Source organism: Flavilitoribacter nigricans DSM 23189 = NBRC 102662 (assembly GCF_002646595.1).
Lineage (GTDB): Bacteria > Bacteroidota > Bacteroidia > Chitinophagales > Saprospiraceae > Flavilitoribacter > Flavilitoribacter nigricans.
On record NZ_PDUD01000051.1, the window covers coordinates 42,055 to 63,527 of the forward strand.

General features: G+C 54.7%; 12 protein-coding genes. 11 read left to right on the top strand and 1 reads right to left on the bottom strand.

Annotated features, from left to right (window positions below; genetic code table 11):
- The first annotated feature begins 261 nt into the window (after nucleotides 1-261).
- The 10 genes from CRP01_RS36065 to CRP01_RS36110 all read left to right on the top strand — a co-directional run bounded on the left by CRP01_RS36065 (nucleotide 262) and on the right by CRP01_RS36110 (nucleotide 16,163).
- Nucleotides 262-1,704, top strand: a complete 1,443-nt coding sequence (locus tag CRP01_RS36065; RefSeq protein WP_099154954.1) for a glycoside hydrolase family 28 protein — start codon at nucleotides 262-264, stop codon at nucleotides 1,702-1,704.
- A gap of 63 nt (nucleotides 1,705-1,767) precedes the next feature.
- The gene (locus tag CRP01_RS36070; protein WP_099154955.1) at nucleotides 1,768-2,538 is read left to right on the top strand and encodes a rhamnogalacturonan acetylesterase; all 771 of its coding nucleotides are present in this window, start codon (nucleotides 1,768-1,770) and stop codon (nucleotides 2,536-2,538) included.
- 73 nt (nucleotides 2,539-2,611) lie between these two features.
- A complete protein-coding gene (locus tag CRP01_RS36075) occupies nucleotides 2,612-4,225 on the top strand; it encodes a glycoside hydrolase family 43 protein (RefSeq protein ID WP_099154956.1) in 1,614 nt (537 codons plus the stop codon).
- 127 nt (nucleotides 4,226-4,352) lie between these two features.
- On the top strand, nucleotides 4,353-5,315 hold the full coding sequence (locus CRP01_RS36080) for an alpha/beta hydrolase (RefSeq protein WP_099154957.1): 963 nt from the start codon (nucleotides 4,353-4,355) through the stop codon (nucleotides 5,313-5,315).
- Between the two features lie 10 nt (nucleotides 5,316-5,325).
- Complete coding sequence (locus tag CRP01_RS36085) at nucleotides 5,326-6,642, top strand: pectate lyase (protein ID WP_099154958.1); 1,317 nt, start codon at nucleotides 5,326-5,328, stop codon at nucleotides 6,640-6,642.
- Nucleotides 6,643-6,961: 319 nt separating this feature from the next.
- A complete protein-coding gene (locus CRP01_RS36090; protein WP_099154959.1) occupies nucleotides 6,962-10,225 on the top strand; it encodes a SusC/RagA family TonB-linked outer membrane protein in 3,264 nt (1,087 codons plus the stop codon).
- Between the two features lie 28 nt (nucleotides 10,226-10,253).
- The gene (locus tag CRP01_RS36095) at nucleotides 10,254-12,071 is read left to right on the top strand and encodes a RagB/SusD family nutrient uptake outer membrane protein (protein ID WP_099154960.1); all 1,818 of its coding nucleotides are present in this window, start codon (nucleotides 10,254-10,256) and stop codon (nucleotides 12,069-12,071) included.
- A gap of 27 nt (nucleotides 12,072-12,098) precedes the next feature.
- The gene (locus CRP01_RS36100) at nucleotides 12,099-13,763 is read left to right on the top strand and encodes a DUF4957 domain-containing protein (protein WP_099154961.1); all 1,665 of its coding nucleotides are present in this window, start codon (nucleotides 12,099-12,101) and stop codon (nucleotides 13,761-13,763) included.
- Between the two features lie 159 nt (nucleotides 13,764-13,922).
- Nucleotides 13,923-14,885 carry a pectinesterase family protein gene (locus CRP01_RS36105; protein WP_099154962.1) on the top strand — a complete coding sequence of 321 codons (963 nt, stop codon included), beginning with the start codon at nucleotides 13,923-13,925 and terminating at the stop codon, nucleotides 14,883-14,885.
- 6 nt (nucleotides 14,886-14,891) lie between these two features.
- The gene (locus tag CRP01_RS36110) at nucleotides 14,892-16,163 is read left to right on the top strand and encodes a Gfo/Idh/MocA family protein (RefSeq protein WP_099154963.1); all 1,272 of its coding nucleotides are present in this window, start codon (nucleotides 14,892-14,894) and stop codon (nucleotides 16,161-16,163) included.
- A 68-nt stretch (nucleotides 16,164-16,231) separates the two neighbouring features.
- Here the strand turns inward: CRP01_RS36110 and CRP01_RS36115 are convergent, their stop codons facing one another.
- Complete coding sequence (locus tag CRP01_RS36115; RefSeq protein ID WP_099154964.1) at nucleotides 16,232-17,365, bottom strand: glycoside hydrolase family 26 protein; 1,134 nt, start codon at nucleotides 17,363-17,365, stop codon at nucleotides 16,232-16,234.
- A 163-nt stretch (nucleotides 17,366-17,528) separates the two neighbouring features.
- Here CRP01_RS36115 and CRP01_RS36120 point away from each other — a divergent pair, with 163 nt between their 5' ends.
- Nucleotides 17,529-21,464: a pectinesterase family protein gene (locus tag CRP01_RS36120; RefSeq protein ID WP_099154965.1), complete on the top strand. Its 3,936-nt coding sequence runs from the start codon at nucleotides 17,529-17,531 to the stop codon at nucleotides 21,462-21,464.
- Nucleotides 21,465-21,473: the final 9 nt, after the last annotated feature.

Genomic DNA, 21,473 nt, shown 5'->3' on the forward strand with positions numbered 1-21,473 from the left:
TCCCGGGGAGCTTACGCCCGGATCATGTCTCCGAATGGCGCATCCATTCCCCCTATCATAATACCACTCTTCCCATCCGAATGTTTTATCCGGTCGGATTTCCCTGTCCTTTTGCTTCATTTGGGGAAGAACCGGGGCCCGGCTCCCAAAATGTTAATTACGGCACATGAATTGTGAAAAATTGCTACCCTCTTGTTGCCCACTTATCAATACCTTGGCCTTACCTTATCAGGCAGGACATCACAATCAAAGTAAAAGACTATGCTTTTCAAACAGATCCATCGCTTTGCCGCTATATTTTTCGCCGGGCTACTGACCATTGGGGTCGTTGGCTGTAAATCCGCGGAAACGACCGAAGAAACAACCGACACGACGGACCACTGGGCCGGAATGGAAGCTATTTTGGCGGAGATCAATCCACCGGAATTCCGGGATGCCACTTACGATATAACTGAATTCGGCGCCACGGCCGACAGCGACGAAGATGCTTTACCGGCCATCAAGGCGGCCATCGAAGCCTGTGTCGCCGAAGGCGGTGGGCAGGTACTCATCCCTCCCGGCAACTATGTCGTGAATGGTCCCATTCACCTGCGCAGCAATATTAACCTCCACGTTGCCGAAGGCGCCAACGTGAAGTTCAGCACCGAGCCCAGCGATTACCTCCCGGTGGTCATGACCCGCTGGGAAGGTGTGGAGTGCTACAATTACTCGGCGCTGATCTACGCTTACGAGCAGGAAAATATCGCCATCACGGGTACGGGTACCCTGGACGGGCAGGCCAGTGAGGAAAACTGGTGGCCCTGGTGCGGAAAGGGCTACGGCCACGAGGAGGGCATGCCCAGCCAGATGGACGACCACAGCCGGCCGAAACTATACGGCTGGAACGACCGGGAAGTGCCCGTTGAGGAACGCATCCTCGGCGAAGGTTCCTACCTACGCCCCAATTTCATTCAACCGTATAAGTGTAAAAATATTCTCATCGACGGCCCCACCCTGCGCAACTCCCCCATGTGGGTGATGAATCCGGTGTTGAGTGAGAACGTCACCATCCAGAATGTGACCGTGATCAGCCACGGCCCCAACAGCGACGGCTGCGATCCCGAAAGCTGCAAAAACGTACTGATCAAGAACTGCTTTTTCGATACCGGCGACGATTGTATTGCCCTGAAATCCGGACGTAATCAGGACGGCCGCAATATCGGACGCCCCATCGAGAACGTCATTGTGCAGGGCTGCGAAATGAAGGACGGTCACGGCGGTGTGGTGATCGGCAGCGAAGTCAGCGGCGGCGCCCGGAACATCTACGCTGAGAATTGCACGATGGACAGTCCCAATCTGGACCGCGCCATCCGGGTCAAGACCAACAAGATCCGGGGCGGTACCATCGAAAACCTGTTTTTCCGGAACATTACCGTTGGTGAGGTCAAAGAGGCCGTGGTCCGGATCAATATGCGGTACGCGATCTTTTCCGATGCCACCCAGGAATACATTCCCGAGATCAATAACATCTACGTCGAGAATGTCACCTCGAAGAAGAGTAAATACGGCGTCCTGATCGACGGTTACAGCGACGAACACCCGGTCAAAGGATTGCACCTGAAGAATTGCCGCTTCGACGGAGTAGCGGATGGCAACAAGATCGAATACGCCACTGATCTCAGTTTCGAAGATTATTATTTGAACGGCGAACTCGTTCAGCAGTAAGGCAAACTTCCAACTCGTTCCCGGCGATGCAAGGCCCCGCATCGCCGGTCAAAATATTGCTACATGAAGATCCAATCTAAGATCAGTTTGCTCCTCACCGGCCTGGTGTTGGCAGCAATGGTGCTGGCCGCTATGGCCTTCAGTACCAAACCACCTACCGTTTACCTCATCGGGGATTCGACGATGGCCAACAAGGAAGGAACAATAGAAGAAAATCCGGAAAGAGGCTGGGGGCAGGCCCTGCAGCAATATTTCCAACCTACGGTCTCCGTACAGAATCACGCCGTCAACGGACGAAGTTCCAAGAGTTTCATCGACGAGGGGCGCTGGGATAAAGTACTGGAAAGCCTGCAGGCCGGGGATTACGTCATGATCCAGTTTGGCCACAATGATCAGAAATATAAAGATCCGAAGCGCTACACCAACCCCACAACGACCTATTACCACAACCTGAGCCGCTTTGTCCGGGAAACCCGTGAGAAAGGAGCGACGCCTATTCTGCTGACGTCTATTGTCCGCCGGAATTTCAACGAGTTCGGCACCCTGGAAGATACCCACGGGATCTACCCCCTGATCGTCCGCCAGGTGGCCGGTGATCTGGACGTATTCTTTATCGATCACCTGTACGCCACCGAGACCATCGTGCGGGAACGGGGCGAGGAACCTTCCAAAGATATTTATCTCTGGTTCGAACCGGGGGAACACGACCGCTGGCCCGACGGCCGCCAGGACAATACGCATCTCTCTCCCGAAGGCGCTGATCTCTACGCCAGGATCGTGGCGAATGCCATCCTGGATTCGCGCCTGCCATTACGGGAATACATCAAGGATTAATCTGGTGGGAACGGGCGGTTCCCACTTTCCGGTAAAGACTATCCGTGTCATACCTTTTAGCAAAAGCATTGTGATGTCATCAGTTTTAAAAACATCCCTTCTTTGCATATCGATCATCCTGGGAACCTGCCCGTCTGGACTCGGGCAGGTTTACCAACCTGACCTGGGCAATGGCCGCTACCAGAACCCGATCATCCACGCGGATTATTCCGATCCGGATGTGGTCCGGGTCGGTGAAGATTTTTTCATGGTCTCTTCGAGTTTCAACTGCGTACCCGGTCTGCCGCTGCTTCACTCCAAAGACCTCGTAAATTGGGAGATCGTCAACTACGTCATTCAGGACGAACTGCCTCCCGGCGAGGTATTCGATCAGCCCCAGCACGGCAACGGCGTATGGGCGCCGTCCATTCGCTACCATGCCGGCTGGTACTACGTTTTCTACGGCGATCCGGATTTCGGCATCTACCGGGTCCGGACCCGAGACCCCTGGGGCAAATGGGAAAAGCCGCATCTGGTAAAAGCAGCCAAAGGCTGGATCGACCCCTGCCCGTTCTGGGATGAAGACGGCAATGCTTACCTGGTACACGCCTTTGCCGGTAGCCGGGCCGGCGTAAAAAGCGTACTGATCCTGCACCGAATGGATACTGAGGCCATTGAACTGCTGGACGACGGCGTCCTGGTCTTTGACGGCCACGCCAACCATCCCACTATCGAAGGACCAAAAATGTATAAACGCAACGGCTATTACTATATCTTCGCGCCGGGCGGCGGGGTCGAATTGGGCTGGCAGACCGTGCTGCGTTCCAAAAATATCTACGGCCCTTACGAAGACAAGATCGTACTCGAAACGGGTGATACGGAGATCAACGGGCCCCACCAGGGTGCCTGGGTGGAACTGGCAAACGGCGAGAGCTGGTTCATTCACTTCCAGGATAAACGCGCCTACGGGCGCATCGTACACCTGCAACCGGCCGTCTGGAAAGACGACTGGATCGTGATCGGCCAGGATAAGAATGGCGACGGTACCGGCAACCCGGTGCTGGAATGGCAAAAACCGAACGTTGGCCGGACCTATCCCCGGGCCGTTCCCCAGACTTCGGATGAATTCAACCATCCCCAACTGGGTCGACAATGGCAATGGCACGGCAACCCCAAACCGACCTGGATCTTTCCGACCAATAATGGCACGCTGCGCATGAATCCGGTGATCCTGGATCCCGCACGGGCCAGTTTGTGGGAAGCTCCTAATCTATTGCTACAGAAATTCCCGGCCGAATCCTTCACTGCTACCACCAAGCTGGATTTCACCGCCAATCAGGACAGTGAGACGATCGGTCTGATCGTTATGGGGCTGGATTACGCCTATATCGGTCTGAAACGGGAAGGGGAAAAACTATTCCTGATCAAAGCCAATTGCAAAGATACCGAGCGGGGCGGCAGGGAGCAGGAAGAATTGCGAAAACCGTTGGACACGGGTGCCGTGCATCTCCGCGTTTCGGTGCGGGAGGGTGGCAAATGCACTTTTGCCTACAGCCTGGATGGGCAGGACTACCGGGATTTCGGCAACACCTTTACCGCCCGGGAAGGCAAATGGATCGGCGCTAAGGTTGGCCTGTTTTCCGTACGGGATAAACACCAGAACGACGGCGGCTATACCGATATCGACTGGTTCCGGATCACCGAGTAGTTTTGGTTTTGAACAGATCCGGAAATTTGGATTCGGGATCCCGGCTAATTGTAGGCCCTAAAATGGAAGAAGCGTAATTGAGTAACTTGGCGGCAACATTTGAACACCGGCAAAACAGATTATCAACATGGAAAAATATCATATCCACTTACGCACTGTCCTGGCTTTTGTAGGGCTGATCGGTTTATTACCGGCAGTTTCCAGTGCCCAGTCCGCCACCTACCCGGTTGATTCCACCTACACGGTAAAAGGATCCTACGAAAAAATGGTGCAATACCGGCCGGATATCGTGACCGCGCTGGGCGTAGTGGACGAATACATCAACACCACACCCGATGTCGTCTACAAATCCATCGGCGAGCGGAAGTTACACCTGGATATCTACGGGCCGAGAACGCCAGGCAAAAAACCGGCTCCGATCATTTTTATGATCCACGGCGGCGGCTGGAGTTCCGGAACCAAATCCCACATGGATGCCATGGCGCGGGACCTTGCGTTCAACGGTTACCTCGCCGTGGCGGTCGAATACCGCCTAAGTCCGGAGATCCAGTACCCAGCCGGGATTGAGGACCTGCAGGATGCCGTACAATGGATCGCGGAGAACGGTGCCCGTTACGGAGGCGACGGGAAAAAGATCGTGGTACTCGGAGCATCGGCGGGCGCGCATCTGGCCTCCTTCCTGGGCACTACCGAGAACGACCTGCTGCCGTACAAGCAACAGAAAAGTCGCTACATCAAAGGGATCGTCAACATTGACGGCATTGTATCCTTTATCCATCCGGAAGCCAGCCAGGAGGGCAAATCCGCCGGGCGCTGGCTGGGAGGGGGCCGCGATACCCACTGGCACAACTGGACGGAGGCTTCTCCCCTGGAATACGTCGATAAAAAATCACCGCCCATCCTCTTCGTCAACGGCGCGTATCCGCGTTTCCACGCCGGGCGGGACAGCCTGGTTGCCCGCTATCAGGATTACGGTACTTACTACCATATCTTCGAGTTTTCCGATGCCCCGCATACTTTCTGGTTTTTCTACCCCTGGTACAACCCCATGATGTATAAGATCCTCGACTTTCTTGACCACATTCTCTGAAAACCGATCCATGCGATTACTGATCATTTGCTGTTTGCTGCTGAATTTTTCACTCTACAGTCAGGAACCTACCCTCGCTTTTCCGGGTGCCGAAGGCTACGGCCGCTTTACCAACGGCGGCCGGGGCGGACAGGTCCTATTTGTGGATAACCTCAGCGATAGCGGGCCGGGCAGTCTGCGGGCAGCCGTGGAATCGAAAGGAGCCCGCATCGTACTGTTCCGGGTATCCGGGACCATCCGGCTCGAAAAACCGCTGAAGATCAAAAATGACAGTATCACGATTGCCGGGCAGAGTGCTCCCGGCGACGGTATTTGTCTGCGCGACCAAACTTTCGTGATCGACGCCGATGAGGTCATCATCCGCTTTATGCGCTTCCGCCTGGGCGATGCCAGCGATACCGAAGGCGACGCCATGAACGGCCGCATGCACAGGAACATCATCGTGGATCACTGTTCCTTTAGCTGGAGTACCGACGAATGTCTCTCGCTCTACACCAACGAGCAGATCAGCCTCCAGTGGAATATCATTGCGGAGAGCCTCAACCATTCCGTCCACGAAAAAGGGGCCCACGGCTACGGCGGGATCTGGGGCGGCGTAAAAGCCAGCTTTCACCACAACCTCATCGCCCACCACAACAGCCGGAATCCACGGCTGTCGGGACTTACCGTACGCGGCGATATTCCCAACCGGCAACTGGATTTTTACAACAACGTCATTTACAACTGGCGCAGCAACAGCATCTACGGTAACGAAGCCGGAGAGGCCAACATTGTCAATAATTATTTCAAACCGGGACCAGCCACTCCGAAAAGTAAAAACGATCGCATCATGGATCCGTCCCTGCATCCGATGGGCAAGATCTACGTTGCCGGCAATTATGTATACGGCCACCCCGGAGTGAGTGCCGATAACTGGAACGGTGGCATCCATACCGATCATCCGGATTCCGCCTTCCACGCCACGCCCTTTGCCTTGGATCCCGATCAACTCGCACCGGCCGTCGAGGCTTATACTTCCGTATTGCTGTACGCCGGGGCTTCCCTGCATCGGGATGCCGTAGACACCCGGGTGGTGGAAGAGGTCCATCGGGGGATCGCCCATTTCAAGGGTTCGAAAACGGCCTATCCGGGGATCATCGATTCGCAGCAGGATGTCGGTGGCTGGCCGGAACTGCAATCCTATCCCTACCCCAACGATACGGATGGAGATGGTCTGCCCGACCGCTGGGAAACGAACAATGGGTACGATCCGACATCGGCCGCTGGCGCATCCCGGGCTGTGGAAGCTTACCTCAACGAACTGGTGGAACACGTTGCCGGACACTGATCCGCAAGACCAGTAAGGATACCTCTCACCAGTAGCCTTCCTCCTTCACTATTCATTTTTTCACCTTGCCTTGCGGAGGTGAATGCCCCTCATTCCTTACCTCCGAAACCGCCGGAGAGGCCTTATTTTCCTACTAAAACCGCTATTGGCAGCGCCGTTCCCGGATATCCGCCAACCGTTAGCTCCTACCCGGCTTCCGCAGCCCTTCATGTTAGATTATGCAGCATATTTGTTAATTAATGCGCGCTCCTTATGGCCTTGCTGTTTGTAGGTTTGTAATAATAATTCGCACCCTTGCTTCATTACGAAATTTCATATTATGATGCTAAAAAATACTAAGAATAGATTTGGTTGTATTCTGGTGCTTTTGTTGTTCGGCTTTACGATCGGACACGCGCAAAGAACCATATCGGGAACCGTAACCGATGAAGAAGACCAACCCCTGATCGGTGTCAACGTCCAACTGTTGAATACCACCGAAGGAACCATTACCGATGTGGACGGTTCCTACTCGATTGCCGCCAGTACCGGAGACACCCTGGTGTTCTCTTACATTGGATTTGTAAATCAAAAAATTGCCGTTTCTGCCCAAAGTACGATCGACGTGCAGCTGTCTACGGACGCCAATGTGCTCGACGAAGTGGTCGTACTGGGTTATAACTCCGTGAAACGATCGGACCTCACCGGTTCGGTAGCTTCTCTGCGGGGCGATCAGATCAAAAAGATCCCCGTTGCAAGTGCCGCCGATGCCATCAAGGGACGCCTGCCGGGTGTGAATGTATTCACCACGGACGGTTCGCCGGATGCCGAGGTGGTGATCCGCGTGCGGGGCGGCGGCTCTATTACGCAGGATAACTCTCCGCTTTACGTGGTGGACGGGTTTATCGTGAACAGTATTCGCGATATTCCACCGACCGATATCGAAAGTATCAACGTGCTGAAGGATGCGGCAGCAACGGCCATCTACGGTGCTCAGGCCTCCAACGGGGTGATCGTGATCACGACCAAGCAGCCGACGGCCGGTAAGATCTCGGTTTCTTATAACGGCTTTCTGCAGTCCAAGGAACTGCCCGGCGATCGCCGCTACGAAGTACTGGATCCCTACGAGTTCGTGCTGGCCAATTACGAATACGCCGCGGTGCAGTCGCAGGCGGCTCTGGATAACTTCGAACGCTTCTTCGGCGTATACGATGACCTGGAACTCTACCAGAACCGACCGGGTACCGACTGGCAGGAAGAGCTCTTCGGCCAACCGACGCTGTCCCAGTACCACAACTTCTCAATTTCCGGTGGTACGGAGCGCACTAAAGTCAGCCTGAGCCTGACCAATAACAACGACGAAGGCCTGATGCTGAATTCCGGCTTCCTGCGGAACGCCATCAACTTCAAGCTGGATCAGAAGCTGTCCAACTCCCTGACTTTTGAAGCTTCCGCCCGGATCACCAATACGGTCGTAGACGGTGCTGGTACTTCTGGAAACGCCCAGATCAATATTAAGGATGCCGTACAGACCCGTCCGGTAAACGGTATCGCCGATGAACTGATCATCGACCTGAATACCGTGGACCCGAACGACGACTTTCAGTCTTTCATCCGCAGTCTGGTCAGCCCCACCGAACTGGCGGCTCAGGACTGGCGGAAACGGACCACCAATGATTACATCATCAACGCCGCCCTGAACTGGGACATCCTAGATAACCTGAGTGTGAAGAGTACCTTTACCACGTCCAAGCGCTTCGACGAGAACCTCCGTTTTTACGGACCGCTTACCGGCGAATCCTTCAACAACGGCGGCAACCTGCCACTGGGGGTTAAGACCAATAATGATCGCGACTCCTACCGCTGGCTGAACACGGTTTCCTACCGGCTCAACAGTACCGGTCCTTACCAACTGGACTTCATCGCCGGCCACGAGATCTACTCCAACGGCGGCACCTACAGTCTGGTCAGAGCGGAGGATTTCCGCCTGAGTATTACCCCGGAGGAACTGTTCGCCAATATGACCTTCGGACGGACGGACCGGCTGGAAACGGCCGACCTGACGAATTCCAACCGGATCTCTTTCTTCGGTAGAGCGAATTTCCAGATCAACAACAAATACCTCATCACCGGTACGCTGCGCTCCGATGCATCCTCCAAATTCTCGGCCGACAATCGCGTGGGTATCTTCCCCGCCGTAGCCCTCGGTTGGAAAATTTCGGAAGAAGGCTTTCTGCGGGACAGTCGCGCCATCGATGAGCTGAAACTGAGAGTGAGCTACGGGGAAACCGGTAACGACCGGATCGACGCTACGGCCACCCAGTTCCTGTTTGCCGGTTCTACCAACCGCGGCCCCGGCTTCGGCAATACCGACAACGCCTATTATACCCCCAGTGAGAGTACCCTTTACAACCCGGACCTGAAATGGGAAACGACCGTTAACCGCAACATCGGTCTGGACTTCTCTTTCTTCAACGGGAAGATCGTCGGTAGCTTCGACGCTTATCAAAACACAACGAAAGACCTGTTACTACGCTCCGCGATTCCTTCCAACACCGGTTTCTCCACTCAGTGGAACAACATCGGTACGACCTCCAACCGCGGGGTGGAATTGGGATTGTCCGCTTATTTGATCGACCGGGGAGACTTCTCCCTGTCTGCCAACTTCAACATCGGGGTAAACCGGGCCAAAGTGGAAGCCCTGGACGGTACCGACGAACGTTTCTTCCAGTCTAACTGGGCCAGTACCGACCTGCGGGACCGCGACGATTACTACCTGCGGGTAGGCGGCAAACTGGGAGACATTTTCGGCTACGTAACCGACGGATACTACTCAACGAGCGATTTCTCCAGCTACGATGAAGTGACCGGACGCTATACCCTCGCCGACGGCGTAGCCGATGCCAGCGGTACGGTGGGTAATACCAACATCCGGCCGGGATTCCTGAAACTGAAAGACCTGAACGGCGACGGCATCATCAACAGTGAAGACCGTACCGTGATCGGTAATGCCCTACCGCTGCACCAGGGTGGTTTTGGGTTTGACGCCCGTTGGAAAGGATTTGACGCCTCCGTGTTCTTCAACTGGTCTTACGGCAACGACATCTACAATACCGGTAAGATCCAATACAACCAGTTCCGCCGGGTGACCTACGGCAACGTACTGAACACCATGAGTCTGGACAATCGCTTCAGTTACCTCGATATCGACGGTTCACTGACCGGAATGCCGGGTGGTATCGTTACGGACCTGGATCAACTGGCGCGCCTGAACGATGGAAAAGAGATGTGGTCACTGAGCAGCTTCGGTATCGCTCAGGCCACCATCCATTCCTGGGCCGTGGAAGACGGGTCTTTCCTGCGCCTGAATAACCTGTCCGTAGGTTATTCCCTGCCGGCTTCGGTACTGCGGCCGATCGGGATCTCCCAGGTTCGGATCTACGTAACGGGCAACAACCTTAAGCTGTGGACCAACTACACCGGTTATGATCCGGAAGTAAGTACCACCCGCAGTTCTTCTTATTCCGGACTGACTCCCGGTGTGGATTATTCCGGTTTCCCCCGTAGCCGTTCCTATACGGTGGGTGTAAACGTGACTTTCTAAATTGGAACCCTTGAAAATTACAACAAATATGAAACTCAGAAATATATTTATCCTGCTGTCATTTTTAGTGGTAGTGTCGGGTTGTAAGGACTTTTTGGATCCCGATTCCATATCTACTTTTGACACCAACTATGTCTACTCCAATGTGGACGATGCCCGCCGGGGCGTCAATGCGATCTATGTTCAGTTTGGGGTGGACGGTTTCCGGTCCCGCCTGTCCAACAACATGACCGGCAATACCGACATCGAACACCAGAGCGGCTGGACCAGCTCCGGTGACCGCTACCAGATCTGGGACCTGAATGCCCTGGAAAGTAACGGCGACCTGCGCCAGTTCTGGAATGCCGCCTACACGGCCATCCGGGATGCGAACATCGCCATTGAAGGCATTCTGGCCAGTGAGGCGCTCAATTCCAACGACGCCACCACTTCCAATACCATGTATCACCTGTTGGGGGAAGCCTATACTCTGCGTGCCTACTGGTACAGCATGCTGGTGTACTACTTCGGAGATGTGCCGAATGTTAGAGAAGCGCCCAAGGCCGGCAATGATTTCTTCCTGCCCCGCGAGGATCGCAACCTCATCCTGACCCAGGTGATCCAGGATATGATCGATATCGAAGAGCGGATGATGTGGGCCGATCAGGTTCCCAACGGCATCGAGCAGGTCAACCGGGAATATGCCCTGGCACTGATCGCCCGGATCGCCCTGCAACGCGGCGGTTACTATCTGACCCCGAACCTGGAAATGGTACGGGAAGGCGACTACCTCGATTACTACGCCATCGCCAAACAGTATACGGCCAAACTGATGGACCTGAAAGACCGTCCGCTTCCGGCCGATTTCCGCCAGGTATTCATGAACCAGTGTAAATTCATCTCACCGGTAAATGAGGATATTCTGTTTGAAGTGCCTTTCGCCATCGGCAACGGTGATGTGGGTTGGAACATCGGTATCACGGTTCAGGGTGGCGCTACCGCTGCTCACAGTTACGGATCCGGTAACAACTACATGGCCATTCCGCCTTCCTATTACTTTTCTTTCGATACTACGGACATCCGCCGGGATGTGACCTGTGGGCTTTACCGGGTGAATACGGACTTCCAGGAGGAGTTTGTCTCCAGTTCCACGAATATTGCCCAGGGTAAATGGAGCCGTTACTTCCTGGATACGCCTCCGGGTGCCTCTTCCGCCAAAGGAACGGGTATCAACTGGCCGATGCTGCGCTATTCCGATGTGCTGCTGATGTTCGCTGAAGCGGAAAACGAACTGAGTGGCCCCAGCATGGCAGCCCAGGAAGCGCTCAAGCGCGTCCGTCAGCGCGCCTTCCCCGAAAATCTGTGGGGTGAAAAAGTAGATGCTTACGTTGGCCGGATCTCCGGTAGTAAAGAAGACTTTTTCGAAGCCATCGTCGATGAGCGTGCGTGGGAGTTCGGCGGTGAAATGATCCGCAAATACGAGCTGATCCGCTGGAACATCTACTCCGAAAAGGTCAAGGAGACCGTTGAAACCCTGAAGCAGATGGCGGATGCCGCCTTCACCGGTTCCGGTCAATATTCCGAACTGCCGGATTACATGTACTGGAAGCGGGATGAGAGCGGAGATTTCACCATTCTCAACCCGAACCGCAAAGTCGTAGCGCCACCGGATGACAGCTGGATCCAGCAGTCTTTCCTCCTGAGCCTGCACGATGACGCCCGGACCTACCAGGAATGGATCACCCGCGACTGGGAGAATTATTACGATGGTCCGCAGCCGGGAGTGGTTCGCTACATTTTCCCGATCCCGTCGGATGCCATTTCCGCCAGTCAGGGTAGTCTATCCAACGACGGTTACCAATTTTAAGCATTAGCGCACGACAAAATTCAAACAATGAAACTATCAAAATATTTTCCATTATTTTTCGCCCTGCTCTTTTTGGCGGTCCTGGCCGGTTGTGAAAAAGACGATGAGCAGTTCTTCGAAAGGACTCGCTTATTCCGGCCGGTACTGAACGAGCCGCTCATGGCGGAAGGTAATTCCATTATCGTCAATCTGGGTAATATCCGGGAGGCTACTTCCTACACGCTGGAAGTGAGCCGGGATACTTTCCAGACCATTGACTACACCCTCGAATCGGATACCAGCTACGTTATCCTGGATGAAACCACGCTGGGAGAAGAGCTGTTCTGGAATACCATTTATCAGGTACGGGCCACCGCTCATGCCGACGATCCGACCTACGACAGCCGGGAAGCCGACCTGGGTAGCGTACGCACCCAACGTTTCCCCTCTATCCTCAACATACCCGCCGGTTCTGACGTGATCGATGTAGCGGCCCGGGTCACCTGGGTAAAAGCCGGTGCGCCGGTTACCATGGTCCGTCTGTTTTCCGATACGGACCTGCAGTTGAAAAACCCCATTGAGGAATACGAAGTTTCCAGCGAGGAAGAAGCAGCCGGTGAAAAGATCATTACCGGTCTGACTCCACTTACGGGTTATCAGATCGCGATCTACAGTGGAGCCGGAGGCACTACGCTTAGAGGTTGGGAGAACTACACCACTCTCGAAGCCGGCGTTGATCCGGCGGCAGCCGGTGTGATCGACCTGACCGCCAGCGAAGATCCGGACGCGGTGATCAATGCCGTAGCTACGGCAGCGGACGGAGATATTATCCTCCTCCAAAAAGGGGTACTCTACAATCTGCCCAGTGAATCGCTGGATAAATCGATCACCATTCGGGGCGCTTACGGCTTCGGTGCCCAGCAGGCGATCCTGTTCACTACCGGTAACTGGAACATCGCCGAAGGCGCCAATATCGATCACATTCGTTTCATCGACCTGGAAGTACGCGGAGAAGATCCGGGAGGGGACTACGTTTTCAACCCCAACCGCGATGCCATCACTACGGTACGCGAGCTGACGTTCGACAACTGCTTTATCAACAGCTTCCGCGGTATCATCCGGGTACGGGGCGGTGTGATGGTGGATAATTACAACATCATCAACTCCATCGTTCACAACATCGGTGGCTACGGCATTTTCACGGCGGATACGGACGGAGACGATCGCGCCTCCATCGGCAATCTGCTGCTGCAGAACAGCACCTTCAGCAAGATCAATACTTTCATCCAGTCGCGTCAGAACAGTAATTCCATCATCATCGAAGACTGTACCCTGAATGAGTTCACCACCCGGGGTGGCCGGGTATTCCGCTACCGCGGCGGAGACGGCAAAAGCGATGTTCTGAATGGTATTACTATTACGAATACCATCTGGGGGCACGGCTGGGATGAAGGTGAAGCCGGCACTTACGAGGTGCGCTTCATCGCCGAAGGTCTGGCCAATACGACCTTCAACTTATCCAACAACTTCGGCACGTCCCAATTCTCCTTCTCCGAAGGATACGAACTGTCGGGTTTCCCGGGCATCATTTACAACGGCACGGCCGATGATCTCTGGGTAGATCCCTACGACGGATTAGATTTTCATTTTCAGGATTCCGGTTTCTCCGGCAGGTTGACAGCAGGTGATCCCCGCTGGAGACCGGATCTGTAAACTGATCCAATCCTCATAAAGCCACAAACGATCGCGAATTTTCACGCATCATCACTTTAGTTACGTAGGCATTCGGGTTCGTTTGTGGTTCATTTTCCCCGGCATTTGCCGATCAGCGATCCAGGCAGCCGCAACGACCACTTCAAACGACTACCAACCATGACCTTTTCGATCCGGGTATTCCACCTCCTGCTATTGCTATGCTTTTTTGTGACGGCATCGGCGCAGTACGCGACCTACATGACCGTTGCCCAGGACGGCAGCGGCGACTATACATCCATTCAGGATGCAATTGACAACACCAAGTCCTTTCCGGATCAGGCGATCACCATTTTTGTAAAGAATGGGGTCTACCGCGAGAAGGTACGGATTTACGCCTGGAACACCCGCGTGACCCTCCTGGGCGAAGACCGGGAAAAAACGATCATTACCTACGATGATCACTTCAAGCGGATCGACCGCGGCCGGAACAGCACTTTCCTCACCCATACCCTCTGGGTGGAAGCCAATGACTTCACCGCCCGGAATCTGACCATCGAAAATACGGCCGGCGCTGTGGGGCAGGCAATTGCCCTCTCCGTGAGCGGGGACCGGTGCGTCTTTGAAAACTGTACCATTCTCGGGCATCAGGATACGCTGTACTGTACCGGCGAAAGCAGCCGCCAGTATTTCACCGATTGTCTGATTGCCGGCACAACGGACTTCATTTTCGGCAATGCCACCGCTGTATTTGACAAATGTACTATCCGCTCCCTGAGCGATTCTTTTGTAACCGCAGCCTCCACCACTCCGCGGCAGCACTACGGTCTGATCTTTCTGGATTGCCGGCTCACCGCAGCGGACGGGGTTGCTGCGGTGTACCTCGGTCGCCCCTGGCGGGCCTACGCCAAAACCGCATTCATCAATTGTACCTACGGCGACCACATTCTGCCGGAAGGCTGGGATGACTGGGGACAGCCCACGAATCACCAAACCGCCTCCTACGCGGAGTACGCTCCCAGTGAAAACCTGGAAGGTCGGGTGGACTGGGCCAAAAAGCTCAGAAAAAAACAATTGAAAAACTACAAGCTGACCACTATTTTTTCGGGTTGGACGCCGCGTAGTGGTTCTGCCACTAAATAAAATTCTATGAAGACTTCAAGAAGAAAATTTATAACCACCGCATCCCAACTCGGGGCGGTCGGCGGCTTAATGAGCAGTGGATTGCTATCCTTTACCGGGGCGGCAGGCACTGAAATTCAGGGGTCCAGAAAAAAATTCGGTCCCAACGATACCATTCGTGTCGGTATTATCGGCACGGGTGGCCGGGGCATGAGCCTGATCAAAAATACCCAGGCTATTGAGGGTATGGAAATTGCAGCCTGCTGTGATATTCTGCCCTTCCGGCTGGAAGCAGCCATGAAGATTGCGGCCAAGGGTGCCAAGCAATATGATGACTACCGCAAACTTCTGGCCCAGCCGGACCTGGACGCCGTGATTATCTCCACGCCTCTGTATCTGCATTTTACCATGATCCGGGACGCACTGGAGGCGAACAAGCACATCTACTGTGAAAAGACCATGACGTTCACCATCGAGGAAGCCAAAAAGCTTAAACCCCTCCTGGACAATTCGGATCGCGTTTTTCAGGTAGGCTACCAGCACCGTTACAATCCGGTGTACCAAAAAGTCAAGGAAATTATCGAAGGAGATGAATTTGGGCCGCTGAGCCACATCGAATGCTACTGGAACCGCAACGGCGATTGGCGCAAACCGGTACCGGACCCAAAATTCGAAAAGATCATCAACTGGCGGATGTACCGGGATTATTCCGGCGGCCTCATGGCCGAACTATCCTCCCACCAGATCAACATCGTTAACTGGATGCTGGGCTCTACGCCGAGTCAGGTGACCGGCTTCGGCGGTATCGACTACTGGAAGGACGGTCGTGAAACCTTCGATAACATTCACGCCATTTTTCAATACCCTAAAGGACTCAAACTGAGCTGTACCTGTCTGACGACCAACGCTCAGATGGGATTCCAGATGAAATTCTACGGCAAAAATGCAACCGTACAGATCATCCGGGAAGCCGGCTACGAAGCCTGGCTCTACGTCGAGCCTACCTATTATCAGGACTTCGGCAACGATAAGCAAAAAGAAGCCGGCGTGGATGCCGTGACCGGTGCCACGACCGAATTGCTGAAGAAGGGCAAACCGATCGCACTGTTCCAGTCGGACCCCGGCAAGGAAGATGCCGAACCTACCCGACTCGCTATTGCCAGCTTCGGGACCTGCATCCGCGAAAGCAAGGAACCCGTGGTCGGGTACGAAAGCGCTAAGGATAGCGCCGTCTGTGTAGCCTTAGCCAATAAGGCCATGCAAAGCGGCGAAATGATCAAGTGGAAAGATTACATTTAAATCGCAATTACAGATGGTACCGTGTGGTCCTGCCGATTTGGACGCAGGATCACACCGCCATCGGCTCCCTACCTTCGTTTCCGGGTGTAAATGCCTTCCAGGTCCTCTTCGAACAGCGTATAATTGTCCCGGTAAAAACGCATAAAATCCGGCACGCTCACCTGTCCGGGAAAAGGGGCGTAGTAATGCGTCGGGCTACGCGTATCGTTTCGCCAAACCAGCACAAAAGCCAGTTCCGTATCGTGCATTTTCATGGTGCGCAATAAGGTCTGTGTCCACCAGGAAGTATCGGGGATAGATTCCAGTCCGGTCTCCGTTAGTGCAGCCAGCTTTCTGGCCTTACGGGCATAATCCGAAACGATCTTGAGTTTCATGGCCGCCGTGTAGGGAGCGTAACGATCCCGGCCCATATCTCCGTAGTTGTCCATACCCACCATATCTACCCATTCGTCTCCCGGATACCTTTCGAGGAATTGCGTTTCGGTCAGAAAGTTCCTATCGGGAGAATAGGCGTAGAGCAAATTGTGGACGTCCAGGGTGTCGCGCAGGTAGGACACCGTAAACCGCCAGAGGGTGATAAAATCTTCCCGACTGGTATGTGGCTTCCCCCACCAAAACCAGCCGCCGTCAAATTCGTGGAACGGACGAAAGATCACCGGGGCGAGCTCGCCGTCCCGCCCGGTTAGACTTTTTGCCCAGCTACCGATGTGATCCAGGATAGATCGGTATTTTTCGTGGTCAGTTCCCCCCGGAATGATCCGGGCCACTATGGACAGAGAATCTTCCGGGCGCCAGTAAAAGCTGTTTCCGTCCACCGGATTTCGGAAATGCCAGGCGGCGGTGATCACGCCGCCCCGGTCGTAAGTCGCTACCGCATTGTTGCGCAGTCGTTCTTTTTCCTGCTCTACGGCTTCCGGAGAGCGGCCGGAAAAATCCATAAAATCGATACCGATCACCGCCGGATGGGAACCGGTAACCGATTTTACATCGGAACGGTCCGCGTCGCCCCACCAGCCGTGACCGTATTCAGTAGCGTGCTGATGCCCGAATAAGGTGTGCTTTTCGGAAAGTTTGTCCAGATTATGAAACAACATTTTGGTGCGCAGGCTGGCCTGCCGGTCGATGGTCCCGTTCCGGACCGAACCGCAGGCACTTATCCCTAATACCACCAAGGCAAGTACCGGGAGGAGTTGGTTTTTCATTTTGTTTTTTTATTAGTGGCAGAACCACGGCAGCTCGCTCGTTTCTGCCCTCCGGTTAAATTTAGCTATACTTTTGTGAATTCTTGCAGGGTGGATAAATGCCCAACAGTGCGGCTATAGTGATAGTTTTACAGCATATCAATCTGAAAAACCAACCACACCCATGCGCTACTATTTTATCATTTTCCTATGCCAGCTTGTTTCACAGATCAATTTTGCCCAGCTACCTGCCTTTCCCGGTGCGGAAGGCTACGGTAAATATACCACCGGAGGGCGTGGCACACCGCAAACGCCGACCACGGTGTTCACCGTCACCAATTTGACGGATGTCAACAGTCCCGGCAGTTTGCGGTACGCATTACGAGCTTCCGCCGCACACCGCACCATCGTTTTCCGGGTCAGCGGAACCATCCGGCTGACCTCCCGGCTCACCATTCCCGCCAACACGACTATTGCCGGACAGACCGCTCCCGGCGGCGGCATCTGTATTGCGGACCACCCGGTGGTCATCTCCGGAGATAATGTGATCCTGCGTTACCTCCGGGTACGGCTGGGGGATCGCTACCAGAACCAGGGAATGGTAGACGGCAGCGGCGGTGACGACGCGCTGGGCAATCTCGGCAACAAACACATCATCATCGACCACTGCTCGGTGAGTTGGAGTAATGACGAAGCGCTTACGGTATACCGGGGCGACAGCATCACGCTACAGTGGAACATCATCTCCGAACCATTGAATTATTCGTACCACTTCGAAGCCGGAGGGAGCGATTTTCAGGAACACGGCTACGGTGGCATCTGGGGTTCCCGCCACGGCAGTTTCCACCACAACCTCATCATGCACCTGAAAGGCCGGGCACCCCGCTTTTCCGGTAATAGCTCCTATCCGTCCGGTACGGTGGAAAACTGTGATTTCCGGAACAACGTGATCTACAACTGGCGGGATTACAGCACCAACGGCGGAGAAGGTGGCCGGTATAACCTCGTAAACAATTACTACAAATACGGTCCTTCCACCCGGGATGGCAACCCCTCCGGAGCGCCGCGCCGGGCAATGATCATGAATCCCTCCCGTTCCAGTAGCCTCCCCTACCCGAAGGTTTACCTTTCCGGGAATTTTGTGGACAGCTATCCGGATGTGACGGCCTCTAACTGGCTGGGCATTGCTCCCGCCGGCGGCTCGCGTTCGGATACGGCCAGCATCAAGGTGGAACAGCCCCATACGGTTGAACCCATGCCAACGGAAAGCGCCGAGGAGGCATACGTGCAGGTACTCGCGAAAGCCGGGGCCAACCTGCCCCTGCGCGACACCCTGGACGAGCGCCTGGTCAACGATGTGCTGAACCGCACCGGACGGATCATTGACGTACAGGGCGGTTATCCCCACGGAACGCCTTTCGCCGAGACGATTGACGCCTGGCCCGATCTGGCCCCGGGAACATCCCCGGCAGATACCGATGCCGATGGTATGCCCGACGAATGGGAACTACTCCGGGGACTGAACCCCAACGACGATTCGGACCGCAGCGGTATCGCCGCCAACGGCTACACCAATCTGGAAAATTACCTCAATGGACTTACCCAGGACGCTGGGGGAGAAAATTCCGATTATGATCTGGTGGTAGCTACCGACGGCAGCGGAGATTTTCGGAGTGTGCAGGCCGCGATCAATGCGGTACCCACGAATCTTTCCGAGCCTTTCGTGATCTACATCCGAAACGGAAAATACAAAGAGAAGATCAGCGTACCTTCCAATAAACCCTTTATTCAACTGGTGGGAGAAAGCGTTGCCAATACGGTACTCTATTACGACGATTATGCGTCGTTGCCACTTCCCGGCGGCGGCACCCTCGGCACCCAGAATTCAGCCAGCTTTTCCATCAGTGCCACGGATTTCTCAGCTTTCAATATCACTTTTGCCAACACTTACGGGAACGGCTCCCAGGCGGTGGCGGTGCTGGTGAATAATGACCGGGCGGTATTTAAGAATTGCCGCTTTCTCGGAAATCAGGATACCCTGTATCCGAAAGGCCCCGGCACCCCACGGCATTATTTCAAGGACTGCTATATTGACGGCAATGTCGACTTCATCTTCGGTAGTTCGGCGGCCCTGTTCGAGGATTGTGTGATCTACGCTAAATCCCGGAGCAATACGGGTAGCTCCTACATTACCGCCCCCAATACGCCTCCCGGCCGCGATTACGGTTACGTTTTCCGGGATTGCGTGCTGCCCGAAAATACCGGTCTGACCACCTATTTTTTGAGTCGCCCCTGGCAAAACACCGCTTCGCACAATCCGCGGGCCCACAATAAAAATGTGTTCCTGAATACCGTCATGAGTACGTCCATCAAACCGGAAGGCTGGAGTGTGTGGAACGAGACGACCGATACCGACCTGATCTATTACGGAGAATACAACAGCCAGTACTGGGACGGCAGCCCCCTGGACGTCAGTCAGCGCGTACCCTGGTCCTATCAATTGACAACAGCCGAAGCGGCGACTTACACCCGCGAGAACATCTTCGGCGACTGGGATCCCTGCGCGATCTATCCGGAATTGTGTGATGATCAAAGCCCCGAAATTGCCGTTACTAATTTCCGGGCGGAACAAACCGATACCTCCGGCCTGCTGCAATGGAATGTTAGCTGGGGAATAAGCGGGACCAGTTTTCAGCTCTACCGCGCAACGAACCCGGCCGGCGAATACCAGTTGATCGATGACCTTACTGCCGTTAGCGACACCATTTTTAATTTTCTACTGGAAGATCAGCTGCCCCCGGCGGGACAGGTCTACTATTACTACCTGACCGGTTCCCACGACGAACTGAACACCCACGTGAGCGATACGGTACTGGTTTCCAGCCTGCCGGCCATCAGATCCAGCGGCCAGTTGCAGCCCTTCTTCCAGGAACTTGGACTGCCATCTCCCCGCCAGCAGATCACCATTACGGCCGAGAATCTATTGGATGAAGTCGTGATCACGCCACCGGCATTTTTTGAGTTATCCGACGATGACGGCCTGTCCTGGTACACAAACGATGATCCGCTCCGGATTGCCGATACCGACAATACCATTCCGGAAACCACGCTTTCCGTGCGGCTGAATGCACCGGCTACCGGATTTTACGCCGATACTATCCGACTGACTACGGTAGACGGTCCGGCCCTGCTATTGCCGGTCATGGGTACCACCGGCACCCTGCCCGAAGTGGGTGCGGAAACGCTCCACTTCTGGTCGATGATCGAAAATGCCGAAGATGATCCGGAACAACGCTCGATCGGGGTCACCCCCAGCGTCCCCAGCTTTTACCGGCTGTATCTTTCCAACGGCACCCAGGTACCGGACATTTCCGCTTACTCCGAAAAATACGGACAGGCCTTCGGCTCTACCGCCAATGGTGACGGCACCTGGTCGTCCAGCCAGGGAGGGCCCGGCGGCTCGCTCAAACGGACCTTTTACGAGGAATTTACGGTAACGGCCCAAACGGGATACCAGGTGCGGGTAGATTCGCTCTACCTGAATGCGGCTTTCTACAATACTTCCAGCAATACCCAGGTAGGGGTGGTTTATTCCCTCAGCAATTTCACTTCGGATTCCACGGATGTAACGACGGTACCGGGCGGGTTTGCCAATCCGATACCGCTGGCCAATCAGACCGGCGGGCCGACCAACCGCTACGGACTGGCCCTCGCCGGTTTGGAGGGTGTCACTTTAGAGCCCGGTCAGCAACTGAGCGTCCGTCTGTATTTCAGCTGCAGCAGTAGCAGCGCCGGCCGGTACGCCATGCTGAAGGACATTAAATTTACCGGACTGGCCACCGAAAGCACGGTCGATGCCCGCGAAGAGCGGCTGCCGGCTTCAGCCATTCGATTGTATCCCAATCCGGCCCGGGACCGCTTGTGGCTGGAACACCCCCAAGCGGGCAGGAACAGCAGTATTACCATTTTCAACGCTCAGGGCCAGTTGATCACCCACACGATCTGCGCGCCGCAAACCCGGAGAACGGAGATTCTCCTGACGGATCTGCCCGGCGGCTGGTACTATGCGGCTTTCCGGAACGATCGGGGAGTTGCCACGCGTGCGTTCAGTAAACAATGATCATTCCCA